The following is an 18,802-nucleotide window of genomic DNA, read 5'->3' on the forward strand; positions in this document are numbered from 1 at the left end:
GCGAGCGGATGCTCTCAGCGGATGCCCGAGCCCGCACCCAGATCGCCCGCAGCGGCCAGGTAGCGCACCACGGCGAGCACGCGCCGGTGGTCGTCGGCCGCGACGGGCAGGCTGAACGCGTCGTAGATGTTTGACGTGTGGTGCACAACCGCTTTCTCAGACGAGCCGAGGTGCGCGGCGATGTAGCTGTTGCTGCGGCCCTCGGCCATAAGGCCGAGCACCTCGAGTTGGCGAGGCGTCAGCTCGCCGACGGGCCCGCTGATCTTCGTCGCGCGTGCCACGAGCACGGCGACGACGTCGGGGTCGAGCACGGTGCCGCCAGCCTGTACGTGTCGGAGGTCGGCGGTGAACGCCCGCACGTCGGCGATGCGCTGCTTGAGCAGGTAGCCGACGCCGCCGTCTCGCTGCCCGATGAGCTCGCTCGCGTACCTCCGCTGCACGTGCTGCGAGAGCACGACCACGGCAACCTCAGGGTGGGCTTGGCGGATGCGGAGCGCGGCGACGAGCCCCTCATCGGTGAAGCTCGGGGGCATCCGGATGTCGGTGATCACCAGGTCGGGCGCGAGTCGCTCCACTTCGACCTCGAGCTCGACGGCAGTGCCCACGGAGGCGACCACCTCGAAGCCGTCGTTCGTGAGCACGTGGCCGAGGCCTTCCCGAAGCAGCGCCTCGTCTTCGCCGATCACAACCCGCATGGCAACTCCACTCGCACTTCTGTTCCGGCCCCGACCGGCGAGACGAGCTCGAAGGAGCCGCCGAGGGTGTCGATCCGATCCACGAGCCCCTTGAGCCCGGAGCCGTCCTCGACGCGAGCCCCGCCGCGTCCGTCGTCTTTCACCGTCACGCTCAGGAGCGCGCCAGCCTGCGTGATCGTCACATCCACCGAGCGGGCCTCCGAGTGCTTGACGGCGTTGGTGAGAGCCTCCGCGACGATGAGGTACGCCGATTGCGAGGTGGCGGGCGCGAGCGTGCGCTCGTCGGTGTCGCTCACGAGCCTCGCCGGGATTTCGAGCCGGTCGACGAGGTCCTCGGCGGCCGCGGTGAGCCCCCGCTCGACAAGCGCGGAGGGCAGCACTGCGTGCACGAGGCTGCGCAGGTCGGCCGCGGCAGTGTCGATGCGGCGGCGCAGGGCGGTGGCCTCGGACACGGTCGAGGGATGCGCGTCGACCGAGTTCGCGATCTGCTGGGCCTCGAGCGCGAGCAGTACCAGCTGCACCTGGAGTCCGTCGTGCAGGTCCCGCGCGATGCGGTTGCGCTCGCGGTCGGCCGTCTCCACGATGCGGAGCCGCGACTGCTGCAGGGCCTCGTTGCTGGCGAGGAGCGCGGCGGTGAGGCGCTCGCGGTCGAGCGCGATGGCGAGCACGCGGCCGGCCCGGCGCACGGAGTCGGGATCGGCGATCATACGGCTGTCGTAGCTGATCGCGCCGACCAGGCGTGACTCGACGTACACCTCCTCCCAGAGGCGGGGCGCGGTCTGGGCGTGCACGTCGACGTCGAGCCCTTCCTCGTCGACGAACGACTGCCGGTCTTCGGCACAGTACGAGACCCGCAACGAGTCGTCTCCGAGCGAGCGGGCGAGTGCCAGGCCGACCACCGTTCGCGCGGAACCGGCCAGGCTCAGCCACGAGCTCAGCGCTTCCGCTTCGACGGTCTGCGTGAAACCGCCGATGAGCACACCGAGGAGAAACGCGATGGGGATGCCCGCGATGACCACCAGCTGGATCGAGCCGATCACTTCGCCGGGGGTCCCGAGCACCCGGAGCACGTTCGCGGAGAGGGGGATGCTGAGCACCGCCAGGATGCCGTACAGGTACAGCGGCAGCAGCACGCGGAGGTTCTTCGGGTCGGCGGAGCGCAGGCGCCGGATGAGGAGTGCCGCGGTGACGCCCATGACGCCCAGGCCGACGGCCGCCTGCACCCAGACGGCGACGAGGTGAGCGGTCGACTCGGGCGGCAGCAGGTAGAGGGGCATCTGGAGGAAGAGCGTCACCCCGTAGCCGACGGCCACCGTCGTGATCGACAGTCGCCCGTGCAGCCGCCCTGAAGGGAAGGCGAGCAGCAGGTGCACGGTCACCGAGAGGATGAGGGTCGCGAAGATGGTGCTCAGCTCGACGAGCACCGGCAAGCCGAGGTTGCCGACACCGCCGAGGAACATGGCGACGGCGCCGACAAGCAGCAGCCCGCCGACCATGCTCAGCGGGCGACGCCACCAGGCGATGACTCCGGCGGCCGTCCAGACGAAGAAGACGGCGGTGAACGCGGCTGGCACCCAGAACGGCACGGGCGAGTTCGCCCCGACCGCGAGCTGCACGCCACCGAGGGCCAGCGCGAGCACGGCGATGAGGAGGAGCGCCGGGCGTAGCGCATCACCGCGGGCAGTCCGCATCGGGACCGGCAGTGCTCGCGTTTCGGTGGAACGGGTCACGTCGAAGTCACCTCAGCTCGTGCCACGTGATGCAGCGGGGTCACGCACCACGAAAAGCGTGGAGGCAGGCTGCGCGCCCGGGGGAGCGTGGACGAAGCCTACCCCGGCGGCGGGTCGCTGCGGTGTGGCGCGGGCTACCCTTGTGGCTTGCTCGTGCGGGTGGCCGCTCGCAAGGGGCATGAGGCGGAGAGGCCCGGCCAGCGGCGCGAGGCTGGGTGAATGGAGGAGACGCATGTCGGTACGGGCTGGACGATGGTTTCTTGTCCTATCTGCCGTTGCGTTCCTCGTCGGCCTCGCGTGGTTCGCGCTCGTCGAGGTCGCCGCGGGGCCGTGGGCACAGGGCTCGGTGGGCGGCGCGGTGCTCGCGCTCCTCGGGGCCGTGGCGCTCGCGGTGGGGGCGGTGTTCTTCGGTCGGTTCGTCGAAGCGAGAGTCGAGGAGCCCGGTCTCGTGATCACATCAGCTTGGCGAAGGCAGCGGGTCATTCCGCTCGCCGTCATCGACGAGGTTGTCGTCATCGAGCGCCTGCTGCTTCCGGCGAGGATGGGGCCGGGAACTGCCGTGCGAGTGGTCCTGCGGCGCGACGGCAACACGATCGCGGCGTTCACGCCGCACGGTCGCGCGGTCGTGGATGCGCTTGGCTCGGCCGGGTGCCGCGTCACTCTCGTCAGCGAACCGCTCTCCCCGCTGCAGGTGCGGCGTCGATACCGAAGCGGGGCGAGCCTCGGTGAGGTGGTCGTGGCGGGTGCGCCGTTGTTCGCGATCCTCGTCGGGGCGCTGGTCCTGCTCTGGGTCTTGACCGAGTGGTTCGCCGGGTAGCTACTCCACGTAATCCAGGGCGATGACGAGTTCGGCGCGCACGCGTGCGTCGTCGAGATCGAGCCCCAGCAGCGCGCGCAGCTGGTCGATGCCACGCCGCACGCTGTTGCGATGCATCCCCAGCTCGCGGCCCGTCGCATCCCAGTGCCCGTTCGCGTGCAGCCAGGCTCGGAGCAGCGCGAGCCGTGCGGTGCGGGCCTCCGGTTCGAGGGCGAGGAGCGTCTCGAGCCGTCGTTCGGCGAGTGCCCTGCCGGAGGCCGCGCCGATGAACGAGTGCACTGGCGCGAGGTCGGCGCCGACGCGCACAACCCCGCCGTCCTCCCGCGCGCGACGCTCGAGGGCGCGCACTTCGGCGGCGGATGCGCGGAGCTGCTCTGGCGCGACGGGTCGGCCGACGACGAAGCTCCAGCCTTCGTCGAGGAGCGACGCGAGCCGTCGTTCCGTCACGTCGAGGCGCGTGATGAGAGTCACCGCGGCGTGCTCCGCTGAAATCGTGACGAGCTTCGTGTCGAAGAGGCTGCGCCACCGGTGCAGCTCGCTGGTGGCCTTCGCCGCGGCCGGGGCGCAACCGACGACAACCCGCAGCGTCCTGACCCGTGCGTCGCCGCCGGCGGCCTGCGCGAGCAGCTCGCGCCACAGCTCGCCGTCCTGCCCGATGTCCGGGCGGGCGAAGACGTCCTCCGCCTCAAGGAGGAGCGGGACGAGCAGCTGGCCAGGCGCGACGCTGCCAGAGGTGCGTTGCCTCGCGATGAGCTCGAGCATGCCGTGGGCTGTCGTGAGGAAGGCGTGCGCCGTCGATCCTGCAGGGGGAGCGGCCTCGACCAGCAGGGTGCCGAGGGCTGCCCCGCCGAGGCTGCGCAGCGGGTAGGCCGCCGCCCCGCCCCTGGCAGGGTCAGCGGATTCCGCGAGCGCGCCGAGGACGGGCGCCGGCGGAACCTGCCCCGCCCTGGCCCGGACCGTTCCGCCCTGACCGACGATGGCGACCCAGGAATGGAGACGCTCGGCGAGGGCCGCCGCGACGGCCGTCTCTGGCTGGTCGGCCGAGGCGGCTCGCAGGAGCCTGCGGGTCGCGTCGGCGAGGGTGCGCAGAGCATCCACTCGCCGGAGCTCGGTCATCTCGGCGAAGGTGCGGGTCACCGACACGAAGGGGGTGTCGTTCGGGACCATGACCAGCGTGAGCTCGCGCGCATCGCACGCATCGGCGAGCGCCGTCGGAACGGACGTGAAGACGGGGCCGATGCCGATGCCGATCGCGACGACTCCGACCGCGACGGCCCGGTCGACGTAGGTCGCGAGCTCGTCGTCGCCCAGGCCGCGCAGGCCGACGCCGGCGGTCAAGAGGAACTCGCCGCCGAGCAGGTACGGGGTCGGGTCTGGCAGGTCGCTCGAGGCGACCCAGCGGATGCTGGTCTCCAATGCGCCTTCGACGACGACCTCGAGGTGCAGCTCGGGCCGGGCAAGCAGCTGGGCGAGCGTGATCTGGCCGTGCGGTGACGATGGTGATGGCATGACAGCTCTCGTGCATTCTGTCGCATCTTCGCGACGATCCGAGCATATCGCCCGTGGATGCGGTGCGCGGTGCGACCATACGATGGCCACGCTCACACCGAGCTGATCGATCCCTGATCAAGAACGGAACCGTCAATGGCGACATCACCCACTGCGACCAGCAGGTCGCGCACGCCGCTCGGCGCGCAGCTCCTGCGCCGCAAGCCGCTCGAGCAGCTCACCGACGAGTCGCTCGTCGAGTCCGGCGAGGGCGGCCTCAAGCGCACCCTCGGCATGTGGCAGCTGACGATGATCAGCGTCGGCGCGACGCTCGGCACGGGAATCTTCGTGATCCTCGGCACCGCGGTCCCGCTCGCGGGCCCAGCGGTCTGGATCGCATTCGCCGTTGCGGGTCTCGCCGCGCTCCTCTCGGCGCTCTCGTACGCCGAGATGGCGAGCTCGGTGCCCGTCTCTGGCTCGAGCTACTCCTACTCGTACGCCACGATGGGCGAGGGCGTCGCCTGGGTGTGCGGCTGGTGCCTCGTACTTGAGTACGGCGTCTCTGTCGCGGCCGTCGCGGTCGGCGCGGGCCAATACGTGAACGAGGCGCTCGGCGTCTTCGGACTCGCCTTGCCGCCCGCCCTGGCCAACCCGATCGGCTTGGACGGCGGCTTCTTCAACCTGCCGGGCGCGGCCCTCGTGATCGTCGCGATGCTCCTGCTCGTGCGCGGCGCGAAGGAGAGCGCCTGGGTGAACACCGTCATGGTCGCCATCAAGGTCGTTGTGCTGCTCGTCTTCGTGTTCATCGCTTTCACGGCGTTCACGATGCAGAACTTCGAGCCGCTCGCCCCCATGGGCGCTGCCGGCGTCGCAGCCGCCTCGAGCCGCCTCTTCTTCTCGTACATCGGCTTCGACGCCGCCTCCACGGCAGGCGATGAGGCGAAGAACCCGCAGAAGGACCTGCCGCGCGCGATCATCCTCTCGATGGTCATCGTCACGGCCGTGTACATCCTCGTCGCGGTTGCCGCCATCGGCGCGCTGCCGTGGACCGAGTTCAACGACGGCGAAGCCGCATTCGTGCGCATCCTCACCGACATCACCGGCCAGCCGCTGCTCGCGCTCATGTTCTCGGTCGGCGCCGTCATCGCCATCGCGAGCGTCGTCCTCACCGTCTACTACGGGCAGACGCGCATCCTGTTCCGTATGGCGCGCGACGGCATGGTGCCGAAGATCTTCGGCCGCGTCCGCCCCTCGACCGGCACCCCGGTCGCCGGAACCGTGATCGTCGGCGTCATCATCGCCGTCGTGGCTGCGTTCATCCCGCTCGGCGAGCTGGCGGATGCGACGAGCATCGGCACGCTCTTCGCGTTTGCGCTCGTCAACCTCTCGGTCATCTACCTGCGCCGTGCCCGCCCCGAGCTGCCCCGCAGCTACAAGGTGCCGTTCTTCCCCGTCGTGCCGATCCTCGGCATCGTCATGTGCCTCGGCCTCATGGTCACGCTCGGCGGCACCACCTGGATGGTGTTCGGGCTCTGGATGGTCGTGGGAGTCGCGCTGTACTTCGCGTACGGTCGGAAGCACTCCATCGTCGGCGCCATGAGCGAGAACGACTACGTCAACGCGGCAACGGCCGCGACCCCCGTCATCATGAAGGAGCACAAGTGACCATCGCGACCCCGATGCCGAGCGGCCCGCAGCGCGCCGAAGGTGCATCCCAGCCGCAGGACGACGCGCCTGTGACCATGCTCAACCCGGACTTCCCGTTCAGCTACGACGAGTTCCTCTCGCACCCGGCAGGCCTCGGCTCGGTACCGGAGCACCGCCACGGTACCGAGGTTGCCGTGGTCGGCGCCGGCGTCGCCGGTGTTGTCGCGGCGTACGAGCTCATGAAGATGGGCCTCAAGCCTGTCATCTTCGAGGCCGACAGCATCGGAGGGCGGCTCAAGACGCGCTCGTTCGACGCGGCGCCGAGCGTCGTCGCCGACCTGGGCGGGATGCGCTTCCCAGAGTCGGGCCGCGCGTTCTACCACTACGTCGACCTGCTTGGCCTCGAGACGCAGGCGTTCCCGAACCCACTTGCCGAGGTGACGCCGTCGACGGTCATCGAGCTCGCCGGCAAGTCGTTCTACGCAGAGACTCCCGCCGACTTGCCCCCGTTCTTCACGGAGGTAGCGGAGGCGTGGAAGCGCGCGCTGACGGAGGAGGCCGACCTGGTTCGCATCCAGGACGCCATCCGGGCGCGTGACACCGAGACCCTGAAGGCTGCATGGAACGAGCTGGTCGACAAGTTCGACAACCGCTCGTTCTATGGATTCGTGGCAGAGAGCGCGGCCTTCAGGGATCTCAGTTTCGAGCACATCGAGGCCTTCGGCCAGGTGGGCTTCGGTACCGGCGGGTGGGACAGCGACTTCGGGAACTCGATCCTCGAGATCCTGCGGGTCGTGTTCACGAACGCCGACGACGCGCACCGGCGCATCGTGGGCGGGGCGCAGAAACTGCCCGTCGACCTGTGGCACCACGAGCCGGCCGAACTTGAGCACTGGCCGGAGGGCACGAGCCTCGCGAGCCTCCACGGCGGGGTTCCGCGCGGGGCGGTCGCGGCGATCAAGCGCGGGTCGAACGGCGGGGTCAGCATCACGGAGAAGTGGGGGCGCACGCAGGAGTTCGCCTCTGCCATCGTGACCTGCCAGTCGTGGCTGCTGTCTGCCCGCATCGACACCGACGAGGAGCTCTTCTCGCCGGAGATGTGGACCGCCATCGAGAAGAGCCACTACATGCTCTCGTCGAAGACGTTCGTGATGGTCGACCGCCCCTTCTGGCGCGACCTCGACCCCGAGACAGGGAAGCCGGTCATGAGTATGACGCTCACCGACCGCCTCCCGCGGGCGACCTACCTGATCGATGAGGGGCCGGACAAGCCCGCCGTCATCCTGCTCTCCTACACGTGGAACGACGACGCCCTCAAGTGGCTCGCCCTCGACGCTTCGGAGCGCACGCGGCTCATGCTGCACTCGCTCGACAAGATCTACCCCGGCCTCGACATCGGCGCCCACATCGTGGGCGAGCCGATCACGGTGTCGTGGGAGGCCGACCCCAACTACATGGGCGCGTTCAAGAACAACCTGCCTGGCCACTACCGGTACCAGGAGCGCCTCTTCGGGCACTTCGTGCAGGACGAGCTCGACGCCACGCAGCGGGGCATCTTCCTCGCGGGCGACGACATCTCGTTCACGGCCGGTTGGGCTGAGGGTGCGGTCACGACCGCGCTCAACGCGGTGTGGGGCGTCGCGAAGCACCTGGGCGGCGCATCCGCAGCCGAGAACCCCGGGCCGGGTGACGTCTGGTCGGAGCTTGCTCCCGTGCGCCTCGACTAGCCTTCCGCTGTGACTGGCACCGGAACCGTAGACGCGACCCACATGTTCGGCGACGACCCGGAGATGGTGCACTCGAGCCGTTCGGCGATCTCGACGGGGCAGCTCCCCGACTCGGACGACGTGAAGACGGCGGTCGACGAGACGTACGAGCAGTTCTCGTCGGTCGACGACGGCGAGGTGCCCGACTACATTCCGGCGTTGGCGGATGCGGATCCCGACTTGTTCGGGATCTGCATCGTCTCCACGGAGGGGCAGGCGTACAGCCGCGGCGACGCGGAGCTGCTCTTCACGATCCAGTCGATCTCGAAGGCGTTTGTGTTTGCGCTCGTGCGCGAAGAGGTTGGGCACACGAAGGCGCGCGAGCTTGTTGGCGTCAACAACACCGGGCTGCCGTTCGACTCGGTCATGGCGATCGAGATCAACGGCGGCCGAACCATGAACCCGCTCGTCAACGCGGGCGCTCTTGCCACCTCGGCGCTCGCGCCGGGGGAGACGTGGGAGGAGAAGTGGGACTTCATCCTCCGCGGCCTCTCCGCCTTCGCGGGGCGCGACCTCAAGATCGACGAGGACGCGTTCGAGTCCGAGCGGAAGAACAACATCCGCAACCAGGGCATCGCGCGCCTCCTGCAGAGCTACGGGCACATCACCCTCGACCCGCACGAGGTGACCGAGCTGTACACGCGCCAGTGCGCGCTGCTCGTGAGCACGGAGGATCTCGCCGTCATGGGTGCGACGCTCGCCGACGGCGGGAGGAACCCGAAGACGGGCGAGCAGGTCATCGGGCAGGGGGCATCCCGCGACGCCCTGGCTGTGATGGCCGCGAACGGTCTCTACGAAGCCAGCGGCGAATGGCTGTACGAGATCGGGATGCCCGCCAAGAGCGGCGTCTCCGGCGGGCTCGTGACGATCGCGCCAGGCAAGGGCGGCTTCGCGAGCTACTCGCCGCGCCTCGACGACGCCGGCAACAGCGTGCGCGGCATCAAAGCCGCCAGGCACCTGTCCAACGAGCTCGGCATGAACCTCTTCGCGTCCGGCACCGTTCAAGACTAGATTCGGGGTCATGACGACTCTCCCCGACTCAGCCCGCCCAGGACAAACGCGCCAAGGGCAGGCGGGCAACGCCGCGCTGCCAGCGGTGCTCGAGCATCCGACGGAGTTCCCGCACGAACCCGACCTCGTGAGCCCGGACACCCGCGTCGTCTCGACGGGCAACCTGCCAGACCCCGTGCAGGTGCGTGAGATCCTCGCGGGGACCTACGAGCGCTACCGCGATGTGCAGGACGGGCGGGTCGCCGACTACATTCCGGCGCTTGCCGAGGCCGACTCGTCGTGGTTCGGCCTGAGCCTCACCTCGGCGACGGGGCAACGGTTCTCGTTCGGGGACGCGCAGCTGCAGTTCTCGATCCAGTCGATCTCTAAGGCGTTCGTCTACGCGCTCGTCGTGCAGGAGCTCGGCCACGTCGAGGTGCGAGAGCGCATCGGCGTGAACAACACGGGCCTGCCCTTCAACTCGGTCATGGCGATCGAGCTCAACGGCGGCCGCACCATGAACCCGCTGGTCAACGCGGGAGCGCTCGCGACGACGTCGCTCGTGCCGGGCAAGACGTGGGACGAGAAGTGGGACTTCATCCACGAAGGGCTCTCGAAGTTCGCGGGGCACACGCTCGAGATCGACGAGCGCGTCTACGAGTCGGAGATGGAGACCAACACCCGCAACCGCGGCATCGCGCGTCTCCTCGAGAGCTACGGGCACATCTCCCTCGATCCCATGCAGGTCACCGAGCTGTACACGCGCCAGTGCTCGCTGCTCGTCACGGCCGAGGACCTCGCGACGATGGGCGCGACGCTCGCCGACGGCGGCGACTGCCCCATCTCCGGGATCGACGTCGTCGACCCGTCCGTGAGCCGCGACGTGCTCTCCGTCATGGCGACTAACGGCATGTACGAGGCGAGCGGCGACTGGCTGTTCGAGGTGGGCATGCCGGGCAAGAGCGGCGTCTCTGGCGGCATTGTAGCGATCGCCCCGGGTAAGGGCTCGCTCGCGACGTTCTCCCCGCCACTGGACGCGGCAGGCAACAGCGTTCGCGGCATCCGCGCCTCCCGCCACCTCTCGAACAAGCTCGGCCTCAACCTCTTCGCGTCCACGGTGCAGTAGCTGGTCTCTGCGGTGCGCGCCGCGGCGCCCTCGCTCGCGCCCGGGCAGCGATGCTGTGCAGTGCGTGGCCGCTTTCTCGGAGTTCCGAGGCCGGCGCGTGTATGTGGACTCGACGGCGCCCGGCAGAGGCTGGGGTGTCCCTGGCCGGTGCTACATTCGGGCCCACGGGGGATGGGGGTCTTCATGAGTGTGCGCAGTCGGGCTTTTCTGCCCGGTCTTAGCTGGTACGCGTCGAGTTTTGCGGCGCAGTTCGTGGCTTTCCTTGTGACGTTCGCGGTGCTGGTGCTCTGGGGCGTGTGGGGGACAACGCCGGAGGACGGCATCCGCCCGGTGGCGCCTGGCCAGTTCCTGCTGCCTGTCCTGGCGGTCGCTTTCGCGGAGCTCGCGGCGTGGCTGGTCGGCGGGGTGAGGGATGCACGCTGGAGCGTGCTGTATGCGCTGCTCGGGTCGCTCGTCAGCTGCGTCGTCGTGGCGGTCGGTACGTTCATCGCCGACTTCGGTCTCACGCTCGAGGTACTGAGCGTGCCGGCCACGTCCGCGCTCGCCTGGGTGTGGCTCGGGGTTCCGCTCTGGTGCGCGATCACAGCGCTCAGCGTGGAGGCCCTCGTGGGTTTCGGCTGGCTGTCGCGCCCGGGCTACGTCGGCTACCTGCCGCGGCTGCGACAGCGCGCAGCGGAAGAGGTCAGCTGACCGAACCACGCCGCGAGGTGAGGCTTGCGCCGCACAGGTGCTGGGGTGGTCTCAGCTCGATTCCCGCCGCTTGAGCCTGACGGTTCCGTCATTGTCTGCTGCGGGCGAGGGGCTGATCGTGCGGCACTCGAGCGAGCGTCGTGGGCGGGCGGGTCGAACTTGCGGATAGCACTCCGCCGGGGTGCGGACTGCTCGCTCAGAGTCGTGAGCGGGGAAGCCTCGCTCGGGACGGTGATGCCTCCGGTGGCCAGGTGGTACTCGCACGTCCTTGCATCGTTCTGACACGGCATCCCGCTCCGTGTGTGTGCACCTCAGATCTCCATGGTCCCCCAACTGTCGCGGGGGACTCTAGCGGAATTCCACCATTGCCCGGGGAATCTCTCCACAGGGGCCAGCGCCTGCCATCACGCTGATTGTCTGGATTGGGTCGTTGGTGAGGCTCGTGACGGGATTTCGGCCTGATCGTCCACAGCTGTGGCGAGCAACAGTGAGGCGAGCCGCTAGGGGCGGCGAGCGCCCGGCGTCGACTACGCGCCGACCTCGGCGCGCTCGGCCGCGGGGATCGTGCGGAGGCCGGTCGTGTCGAGCGAGTGGCGCTTGTCGCGTCGCTCGACCGAGACGCCGAGTGCGGTGAGCGCCATGCCGAGGACGGCGAGGACTACGCCGACCCAGCCGGGTGCGAGGTAGCCGAGGCCGCCCGCGATGACCATGCCGCCGAGCCACGCGCCGAGGCTGTTGCCGACGTTGAAGGCTGCGTGGTTGATGGCGGCGCCCAAGAGGGCGGCCTCGTCGGCGATGCGCACGAGTCGCGACTGGATGGCCGGGAGGAGCGACGACGAGGTGAGGCCGAGGAAGAACACGGCGATGAAGAGGCCGACCGGGTTCGAGGCGATGAGGCTGTAGAACACGAGCGAGGCGATGAACGAGCCGAAACCGACGAACATCGTGCGCGTGAGGTTGCGGTCGGCGGCCCATCCGCCGATGAGGTTGCCGAGGGTCATGCCGACGCCGAGGGTCGCGAGCACCCAGGGCACGATGCCGGGGCCGAGGCCCGTCTCGCGCGTCGTGACTTCTGCGATGTACGAGTAGACGGCGAAGAACCCGCCGAAGCCGATGGCGCCGACGGCGACCATGATCCAGAGGCGCGGGTTCTTGAAGGCGATGAGCTCCTTCATGGCGCTGCGTTCGGGGTTGCCGGGGTAGCGGGGCACGAAGAAGAAGACGAGGAGGAACGTGACGAAGAAGATGGCGGCGACGAGGATGTACGCGTAGCGCCAGCCGCTGGCCTGGCCGAGCCAGGTCGCGAGGGGCACGCCGAAGATGTTGGCGATCGTGAGGCCGGAGAGCGCGAGGGCGACGCCCTGGCCCTGCTTGCCCGGGCCCATGATGCGGGCGGCGAGCAGCGAGGCGACACCGAAGTAGGCGCCGTGGGGGAGCGCCGCGATGAAGCGCATGACGGCTGTTGTCCCGAAGTCGGGCATGAGGGCGGATGCGGCGGAGGCGACGATGAAGATGCCGAGCAGCCAGAAGGCGAGCTTCGTCTGCGACATGCGGGCCGCGAGCACCGCGAACACGGGGGCACCGACCACAACACCGAGGGCGTACGCGGAGATGAGGATGCCCGCCTGCGCGATCACCGCATCCGGGTTCTGCTCGAAGCCGGGGAGCAGTTCGCGCGCGATGTCGGGCAGCAGGCCCATGGTGGCGAACTCGGTGACGCCGATGCCGAAGCCTCCGAGCGCAAGCGCGAAGAGGGCGATTCCGCGCCGGAAGGGGGTGAGTTCGGGCATGACCTGCATGTTGCGGACCTCTGCTTCTGAGATAGGGGACTGGGTTCGCAACGTTGCGCAGGTACCAGGCTATTCCCAGGAAGCCAATTGTGCGAACAAAACCCGAGAGGCAGATGCAGTCGCGCGTAGCGCCCGGCGTGCGTGGCCGTCGCTGCCGGGCACCGACGTCGTCGCCGGTGCATGTTCCGCGCATAGTTGCAGCGAACGGTCGCCACCATACACATATCCCTACCGTTAGCGGTATGCTTGTGTATATGCCCGAAGAGAGCGTTGCGGAGTTCGCGAAGCGTGAGGGGGTGTCCCCTCGTCGCGTGCGCGCGCTCATCGAGCAAGGCGCCATTCCGGCCCGCCGGGTGGGTAGGCAGTGGCTCATCGACCAGTCGTCGGCGCACCGCCCCGCGCTCTCGCGCCCGCTGGCCGACCGGATGCGCGCGAACCTGCTTGCGATTCTCTCCGGAGATGCCCCTGAAGGGCTTTCGGCATCCGAACGTGCACGACTCCGCCGCTACCGCAATGAACTCATGCACAGCCCCGATCCGGACCGCATCCTCGGCGCCTGGATCCGCGAGCAGGCGCCTCTGAAGCTCCAGGTGGCTCCCAGCGACCTCGCCGATCTCGCCGCTGATGAGCGCATCGTCAAGTCCGGATTCAGCGATCCGCGCGCCGAGATCGCCGCCGCGGGCCAGCTCGAAGCCCGCATCGCCAAGGATGATGCCGCCGCGATCCGCCGCGAATACCTGCTTCGCCCATCCGAGAGGCCCAACGTCCTCCTGCACCTCGCCGATGAGAAACCACCGTCACCCCTGCCTCTCGGGCTACTCCTCGTAGACCTCGCGCACCATGACGGCGTCCGCGAGCGATCCCGCGTAGCCGAACTCCTCCGAAAGGTGGACGATTGATGATCACCGCCCCAGCCATGACTCCAGCCCAGGCGGAGGCGTGGCACGCGCTCTTCGAGGTCTACAAGGCGAACCCGGAGGGCTGGGCGCTCGTCGGCGGGCAGATGGTCCACTCGCTCTGCTGGGAGCGCGAGGCGAACCCGCCGCGGCCTACGCAGGACGCGGACGCCGTCCTCGATATCCGGGCCCATCCGACCATGCTCTTCGACTTCACCAAGACTCTCACCGACCTTGGCTTCAAGTCCCTCGGCGAGTCGCCGTCGATCCTCGAAGGTGTCAAGGGTGTGCAGCATCGCTGGGTGAAGGGTGACGCGCAGATCGATGTCCTCATTCCGCGCTTCTTGGGGGTTCGCGCCGACAATCGCACCGGCGTCACGGGCGGCCGTACCATCGCCGCACCTGGCGGCCAAGGCGCTTTGGATCGCTCCGAGGTGATCGGGGTCACCGTCGCGGGCGTCACCGGCACCGTCATTCGACCCACGCTTCAGGGAGCCGTCATCGCGAAGGCATCCGCAATGCTGATCGGCGAGGGCGTCAAGGCAGAACGCCACCTCAACGATTTGTCGATCCTCGCCGCCCTCGTCACCCGAGGCGACCGAGTCGGAGATGATGTCACCAAGCAGGAAGCGTCCAGGGTTCGGGGCGCGTACGCAACGATCCTTGCCCGCCCGTCTCTGCACCTCAGCGTCGGCGTGGACGCCGAGACGATCAAGATCGTCCTGGAGCAGTTCGTCGTGGAATGAGAGCGGGAGGACGGCGCTTCGGGGATGGATGACCACCTCCTCATGCGTGGGTCGTGCGACTCGATACCGTCATGACGGGAAGCCCGTCGAGGTTGCCGTGATGGACGGGGGACCTAGCGTTTTTGATGCCGGGTGGCCTCGCCCTCTGCGTGACCACCCTCCTCTGGGGCATCTCGTTCTCACTCAATGTTCCGAGATCTCCTCGGTCGCTCGGAGCGCGGGCGCGGCTTGGAGGCGGTTTTCGCGTCGAAGCCGCTCTGGAGAACGAGGTGGGGGGAAGAGAAGCGGCGAGGAGAGGGCAACGGCGATGGAAGCGCGCCTACGCGCGTGACGCAAGGTAGGCCCCGTGCACGCGCAGGTGGCGGAGCCCCAGGGCAACGGCCGCGCCAGTGAGCGCGATGGAGAACCAGGCGACGCTCGTGTAGCCGAAGTACTCGGCGGCGACGAGTGACAGGGCGGATGCAAGGAATGACGCGAGCTGCGCGATCGAGACGATGAGCGTGAAGTCGGTGCCTGCTGTGGAGGGTCGGGCGTAGTCCATCGACACGGTGAGCATGACGGCGCTGAGGGCCGTGTACGCGAACATCACCAGGCCCAGCGTGATGGCGGTGCCCGCGAATGGCGCACCGCCGAACGCGATGAGGATGAACGGCACGGTCGCGACGAGCATCGCGGTGCCTGAAACGGCGAGGGCACAGGTGGGTGCGCCCGGCTGCTTGAGGACGGTGCCCAGCGCGCGGAATGCCTGGCCGAGGGTCGGCTGCGCGCGGTCGGTGGCGCGCGCCGGCTCCCGGTAGAGGGCGAGGGTGATGAGGGGGAGCGCCGTGACGACGGCGAGGAAGAGGATCGCGGGCGTCCAGCCGGCCACGCCGTAGATGATGAGTGTGACGCCGCCGCCGAGGAGGTTGCCGAGGTAGCCGCCCATGACCTGGATGCCGTTGACGATGCCGCGGGCCTGCCCGTGCATGGCGCGGATCGCGAGGGCGTCGCTGGCCGTGTCCTGGGTCGCCGAGAGGCAGGCGAGGAGGATCGCGAGCACCACGATCGCCCCGAGGTCGGTGAGGTCGCCGAAGGGGAGCATGGCGAGGATCGTCAGCACCATGAGGGGCTGCAGCACGAGGATCCAGCCGCGGTAGTGGCCGAAGCGTGCGGAACCCCAGCGGTCGAGGATCGGTGCCCACAAGAACTTGATGGGCCAGATGATGCCGACAAGCGAGATGAGGCCAAGCTGGTCGAGCGGGGTGCCGGTGCCGCGCAGGATCACGATGAGGGCGCTCGCGAGGAATCCGATACCCACGTACTTGGTGACGTAGAGCCCCGTGATGAGCGGGTAGCTGCCGCGTGGGGCCGGCCGGGCAACTGCGGTCTCGGTCGGCAGCGCCTGGCTCGTGCCGGTGCTTGGAACCTGGATCGGCGGTTGCGGCTCAGTGATCAATCGTGTGCTCCTGTCGTGCCCCCGCGCCGAGCGTAGCCAGGGGTCGCAGGGTCGCCAAGGGGTCGGTGAGAAGTTGGCCGAAGAACGACAGTCCAGGCGTTGTTGCGCCTACCGGGCGGGGATCTCCGACTCAGCGGGCCCCGACGACGGTGATGCCGGGCGCGAACCGGTATGGGGCGGCGACAAGCACGTCCCCGAGGTGGCGACGCAGGCGGCTGATCTCCGCCCGCACGGTCACGTCGTGTTCCGGCGTCCCGTAGATGCGGGTGGAGAGCTCGGGTGCCGTGAGTCCTCGGGGCGCGGCGGCCAGGAGGAAGAGGATGTCGGCTTGGCGGGAAGGGATGCGAACTTCGCGCGAGCCAGTTGGGGTGGCCAGTTCGACCAGCGCACCCGTGCTGGTGGCCGTGAGGGTGATCGCGGTCTCGGGTGGTGCATCCGCTTGCCTCGTGGACGCGCGTGCAGGGACGAGCAGGAACCCTCGGTCGAGCCCGCTGATCAACACCTCCCCGGATGGTGTGGTCCAGGTGTCGCCTGCCTGCAGGCCGCGGGGGAGCGGGATGCGGGAGCTCACGTCGACGCCGTGAGAAGCGACAATCCATCCCCATTCGTCGACGACGGCCCACGGGTGGTCGAGGTCGCGGGTGGCGCTGAAGCTCGCGGCTCGCAGCTCCGCGATGTCGCGGTGGTGGCGCTCGCGGAGGTCTTGTGTCGCCGCCTGGGCGAGGAGCGAGATGAGGCCGAGCGACATGGGGTGCGCGTCGGCGACTTCGAAGGAGAGGTCGACGGTGCCGAGCGTTCGTCCGTTTCTGGGGTCGCGGACGGGGGCTGCGGTGCAACTCCAGAGGTGCTGGGAGCGGGAGTAGTGCTCGGCGCCGTGTACCTGCACCGCGCGGCGGGTGGCGAGGGCTGTGCCGATGGCGTTTGTGCCGACGCTGTTCTCGCCCCAGGCTGCGCCTTCGACGAAGCCGAGGTCGTCGGCGCGGGACAGTATCTGCGTGCCGCCGCTGCGGGCGACGATGCGGCCGTGGCGGTCGCTGACGACGAGGACGGCGGTGTCGTCGCGCAGCAGAGTCGAGAGGTGGCCGAGGTTCGCGCGGATGAGCGACGTCAGCAGGAGGGCATCGGAGTCGAGCTCGCTTGTTGCGGCGGCTCCAGCGGTGGTGGGTTCGGCTTGCTTTGCGCTCGCGGGCCCGCGACTCGGGCGGATTCCGCGGCGGCGAAGCCGTGCCCAGGAGTCGGCGATCACGTCGCGCGGATGTGCGGGGGCCCGCTTGCCGGAGAATTCCGCGTCGTAGACGTCGCTGAGGAGCCGCGAGTATGAGGTGAGGTCTTGAGTGGAGGGGAACGCCGCTTCGAGGGGGAGCGTCATGCCGTCGCCTTTCTGGCGGACCGGCTCGCGTCGCTGCGTCTGCTGGCATCGTGCTGGAGTCTGGGCGCCAGGAGTCGATTCAACCCCATTCGCGTGCGGGTTACCTGAAGGAGGTGTTCGGGGGTTGCCGAGGGTTGCGTGGGATGTCGTCGTGCGGCATGCCGCGGGGGAGCCGAGTCGTGCATCCGGTGCCTTCGCAGGTGGCGTGGATGCGGTCCTACCGTGGCGTCGTTCAGCGGCCGCAGGCGAAGCCTGCTCGGCCGCACCTCGAGTTAGGAGTTGTCATGACCGACACACAGGTCGCGCTTGTCACCGGAGCAGGTCAGGGAATCGGGCGCGGGATCGCGCTGAAGCTGGCCGCGGATGGCTACGACATCGTGGTTGCCGACCTCGATTTCCAGGCGGAGAAGGCTGCCGGGGTCGTCGCGGAGATCGAAGCCCTCGGTCGCCGTGCCGTGTTCGTGGCGGCGGATGTGTCGAAGAAGGCAGACGTCGAGGCTGCCGTCGCGACGGCGGTCGAGAAGCTCGGCGGGTTCGACGTGATCGTCAACAACGCTGGCATCGCGCAGGTGAAGCCGATCCTCGAGGTCACGGAGGAGGAACTCAACAAGATCTTCCAGATCAACGTGAACTCGGTCGTTTACGGCATTCAGGCCGCGGCGAAGTCGTTCATCGAGCGGGGAGTGAAGGGGCGCATCATCTCGGCGGCGTCGATCGCGGCTATCAAGGGCTTCCCGATCCTCGGCGCGTATTCGGCGTCGAAGTTCGCGGTGCGCGGCCTCACGCAGGTCGCAGCGCAGGAGCTGGCGACGCACGGCATCACGGTCAACGCGTACGGCCCCGGCATCGTTGGTACGGGCATGTGGGAGCTCATCGACAGCGAGCTGTCGAAGATCAATGGCAAGCCGCTCGGCCAGAACCTGAAGGAGAACGTCGAGTCGATTCAGCTCGGCCGCATCGAGACGCCAGAGGACGTCGCGGGCGTGGTCTCGTTCTTCGCGAGCCCCAACGCCGGGTACGTGACCGGCCAGGTGCTGTTGGTCGACGGCGGGATGCTCTACAACTAGCCAGCGGTGGCTCCGCGCGCCACACCGCCGCTCGCGACACGTCGGCGACACGGTGGTGCGCGGAGCTCTCAGGTTCCGCTAGGATGGTCGAGTTGTCCACGCGGAGAACAAAGCCACGGGCTGTGGCGCAGCTTGGTAGCGCACCTGACTGGGGGTCAGGGGGTCGCAGGTTCAAATCCTGTCAGCCCGACGGTGAGATGTCGCAAGACATCGAAATAGCTCGAACCTGCAGTTGCAGGTTCGGGCTATTTCGTTTTTCTGGTGAGGGTCTCTCGGGATGCCGGCGGGTTGGTAGTCCTTGCTGACTTTGCAAAGGACTTTGCCGTAAGTCGCGTAGATGACGATCACGTCCAAGTCACCTGGGATCGCCGGTCTGAGTGGTTGTGTCGGTCCGGTTAATGGTCTCTCGATGCTGGCGCCTTAGCGGAATTTTGAGGACGGGGGCACAGCGTCGCTCTATGGGCCCAGGCATTCGCAGATGTGGCTCGTAGTCCGCCTGCATCCGCTCGTAAGGTGTCTAGTCGACGTCATCCGGAACTTCTTGCACCTG

The 18,802-nt window shown here is 68.5% G+C and carries 15 protein-coding genes and 1 tRNA gene; 10 read left to right on the forward strand and 6 right to left on the reverse strand.

Annotated elements, in window-relative coordinates; translation table 11 throughout:
• Positions 1-14: 14 nt before the first annotated feature.
• Positions 15-695, reverse strand: coding sequence for a response regulator transcription factor (locus FHX72_RS01290; protein ID WP_183622544.1), 681 nt, complete (start codon positions 693-695; stop codon positions 15-17).
• On the reverse strand, positions 683-2,425 hold the full coding sequence (locus tag FHX72_RS19540; RefSeq protein WP_183622546.1) for an ATP-binding protein: 1,743 nt from the start codon (positions 2,423-2,425) through the stop codon (positions 683-685). Before FHX72_RS19540 ends, FHX72_RS01290 begins: the two co-directional genes overlap by 13 nt.
• Positions 2,426-2,657: 232 nt before the next feature.
• Here FHX72_RS19540 and FHX72_RS01300 point away from each other — a divergent pair, with 232 nt between their 5' ends.
• Positions 2,658-3,242 carry a hypothetical protein gene (locus FHX72_RS01300; protein WP_183622548.1) on the forward strand — a complete coding sequence of 195 codons (585 nt, stop codon included), beginning with the start codon at positions 2,658-2,660 and terminating at the stop codon, positions 3,240-3,242.
• Here the strand turns inward: FHX72_RS01300 and FHX72_RS01305 are convergent, their stop codons facing one another.
• Positions 3,243-4,751, reverse strand: coding sequence for a PucR family transcriptional regulator (locus FHX72_RS01305; RefSeq protein ID WP_183622550.1), 1,509 nt, complete (start codon positions 4,749-4,751; stop codon positions 3,243-3,245).
• A gap of 135 nt (positions 4,752-4,886) precedes the next feature.
• Between FHX72_RS01305 and FHX72_RS01310 the strand changes: the two genes are divergently transcribed.
• The 5 genes from FHX72_RS01310 to FHX72_RS01330 all read left to right on the forward strand — a co-directional run bounded on the left by FHX72_RS01310 (position 4,887) and on the right by FHX72_RS01330 (position 10,949).
• Positions 4,887-6,395: an amino acid permease gene (locus FHX72_RS01310; protein WP_183622552.1), complete on the forward strand. Its 1,509-nt coding sequence runs from the start codon at positions 4,887-4,889 to the stop codon at positions 6,393-6,395.
• Positions 6,392-8,104 carry a flavin monoamine oxidase family protein gene (locus tag FHX72_RS01315; RefSeq protein WP_377605034.1) on the forward strand — a complete coding sequence of 571 codons (1,713 nt, stop codon included), beginning with the start codon at positions 6,392-6,394 and terminating at the stop codon, positions 8,102-8,104. The genes FHX72_RS01310 and FHX72_RS01315 overlap by 4 nt, the downstream gene beginning before the upstream one ends.
• Before the next feature lie 9 nt (positions 8,105-8,113).
• On the forward strand, positions 8,114-9,154 hold the full coding sequence (glsA, locus tag FHX72_RS01320) for a glutaminase A (RefSeq protein WP_338109991.1): 1,041 nt from the start codon (positions 8,114-8,116) through the stop codon (positions 9,152-9,154).
• A 10-nt stretch (positions 9,155-9,164) separates the two neighbouring features.
• Positions 9,165-10,259: a glutaminase A gene (gene glsA / locus FHX72_RS01325; protein ID WP_183622554.1), complete on the forward strand. Its 1,095-nt coding sequence runs from the start codon at positions 9,165-9,167 to the stop codon at positions 10,257-10,259.
• Between the two features lie 252 nt (positions 10,260-10,511).
• Entirely contained in the window at positions 10,512-10,949 is a 438-nt protein-coding gene (locus tag FHX72_RS01330) for a hypothetical protein (protein ID WP_068477619.1), read from the forward strand.
• Between the two features lie 527 nt (positions 10,950-11,476).
• On the opposite strand, the gene FHX72_RS01335 is transcribed toward FHX72_RS01330, so the two are convergent.
• Positions 11,477-12,739 (reverse strand): MFS transporter, encoded by a 1,263-nt coding sequence (locus tag FHX72_RS01335; RefSeq protein WP_183622556.1) that lies wholly within the window; start codon positions 12,737-12,739, stop codon positions 11,477-11,479.
• 254 nt (positions 12,740-12,993) lie between these two features.
• On the opposite strand from FHX72_RS01335, the gene FHX72_RS01340 reads away from it, so the two are divergent.
• Together FHX72_RS01340 and FHX72_RS01345 are read left to right on the forward strand one after the other, a co-directional pair.
• Complete coding sequence (locus FHX72_RS01340) at positions 12,994-13,638, forward strand: helix-turn-helix domain-containing protein (RefSeq protein WP_183622557.1); 645 nt, start codon at positions 12,994-12,996, stop codon at positions 13,636-13,638.
• A complete protein-coding gene (locus FHX72_RS01345; RefSeq protein WP_244963954.1) occupies positions 13,638-14,381 on the forward strand; it encodes a hypothetical protein in 744 nt (247 codons plus the stop codon). The genes FHX72_RS01340 and FHX72_RS01345 overlap by 1 nt, the downstream gene beginning before the upstream one ends.
• A 319-nt stretch (positions 14,382-14,700) precedes the next feature.
• Here FHX72_RS01345 and FHX72_RS01350 read toward each other — a convergent pair whose 3' ends face one another.
• Together FHX72_RS01350 and FHX72_RS01355 are read right to left on the reverse strand one after the other, a co-directional pair.
• The gene (locus FHX72_RS01350) at positions 14,701-15,816 is read right to left on the reverse strand and encodes an MFS transporter (RefSeq protein ID WP_183622561.1); all 1,116 of its coding nucleotides are present in this window, start codon (positions 15,814-15,816) and stop codon (positions 14,701-14,703) included.
• A gap of 130 nt (positions 15,817-15,946) precedes the next feature.
• Positions 15,947-17,185, reverse strand: a complete 1,239-nt coding sequence (locus tag FHX72_RS01355; protein ID WP_183622562.1) for a helix-turn-helix domain-containing protein — start codon at positions 17,183-17,185, stop codon at positions 15,947-15,949.
• A gap of 284 nt (positions 17,186-17,469) precedes the next feature.
• Here FHX72_RS01355 and FHX72_RS01360 point away from each other — a divergent pair, with 284 nt between their 5' ends.
• Both FHX72_RS01360 and FHX72_RS01365 read left to right on the forward strand, forming a co-directional pair.
• Entirely contained in the window at positions 17,470-18,252 is a 783-nt protein-coding gene (locus FHX72_RS01360) for an acetoin reductase (RefSeq protein WP_068477607.1), read from the forward strand.
• 116 nt (positions 18,253-18,368) lie between these two features.
• Positions 18,369-18,442: transfer RNA gene (locus FHX72_RS01365), tRNA-Pro, on the forward strand.
• The last annotated feature ends 360 nt before the right edge of the window (positions 18,443-18,802 follow it).

It is taken from the genome of Pseudoclavibacter helvolus, assembly GCF_014191305.1.
GTDB lineage: Bacteria > Actinomycetota > Actinomycetes > Actinomycetales > Microbacteriaceae > Pseudoclavibacter > Pseudoclavibacter helvolus.

Bases quoted from the DNA above. Each gene is read 5' to 3' on its own strand.
- FHX72_RS01345 (WP_244963954.1), top strand. From the start codon at position 13,638: ATGATCACCGCCCCAGCCATGACTCCAGCCCAGGCGGAGGCGTGGCAC.
- FHX72_RS01360 (WP_068477607.1), top strand. From the start codon at position 17,470: ATGACCGACACACAGGTCGCGCTTGTCACCGGAGCAGGTCAGGGAATC.
- FHX72_RS01290 (WP_183622544.1), bottom strand. From the start codon at position 695: ATGCGGGTTGTGATCGGCGAAGACGAGGCGCTGCTTCGGGAAGGCCTC.
- glsA (WP_183622554.1), top strand. From the start codon at position 9,165: ATGACGACTCTCCCCGACTCAGCCCGCCCAGGACAAACGCGCCAAGGG.
- FHX72_RS01305 (WP_183622550.1), bottom strand. From the start codon at position 4,751: ATGCCATCACCATCGTCACCGCACGGCCAGATCACGCTCGCCCAGCTG.
- FHX72_RS01340 (WP_183622557.1), top strand. From the start codon at position 12,994: ATGCCCGAAGAGAGCGTTGCGGAGTTCGCGAAGCGTGAGGGGGTGTCC.
- FHX72_RS01310 (WP_183622552.1), top strand. From the start codon at position 4,887: ATGGCGACATCACCCACTGCGACCAGCAGGTCGCGCACGCCGCTCGGC.
- FHX72_RS01300 (WP_183622548.1), top strand. From the start codon at position 2,658: ATGTCGGTACGGGCTGGACGATGGTTTCTTGTCCTATCTGCCGTTGCG.
- FHX72_RS01335 (WP_183622556.1), bottom strand. From the start codon at position 12,739: ATGCCCGAACTCACCCCCTTCCGGCGCGGAATCGCCCTCTTCGCGCTT.
- FHX72_RS01355 (WP_183622562.1), bottom strand. From the start codon at position 17,185: ATGACGCTCCCCCTCGAAGCGGCGTTCCCCTCCACTCAAGACCTCACC.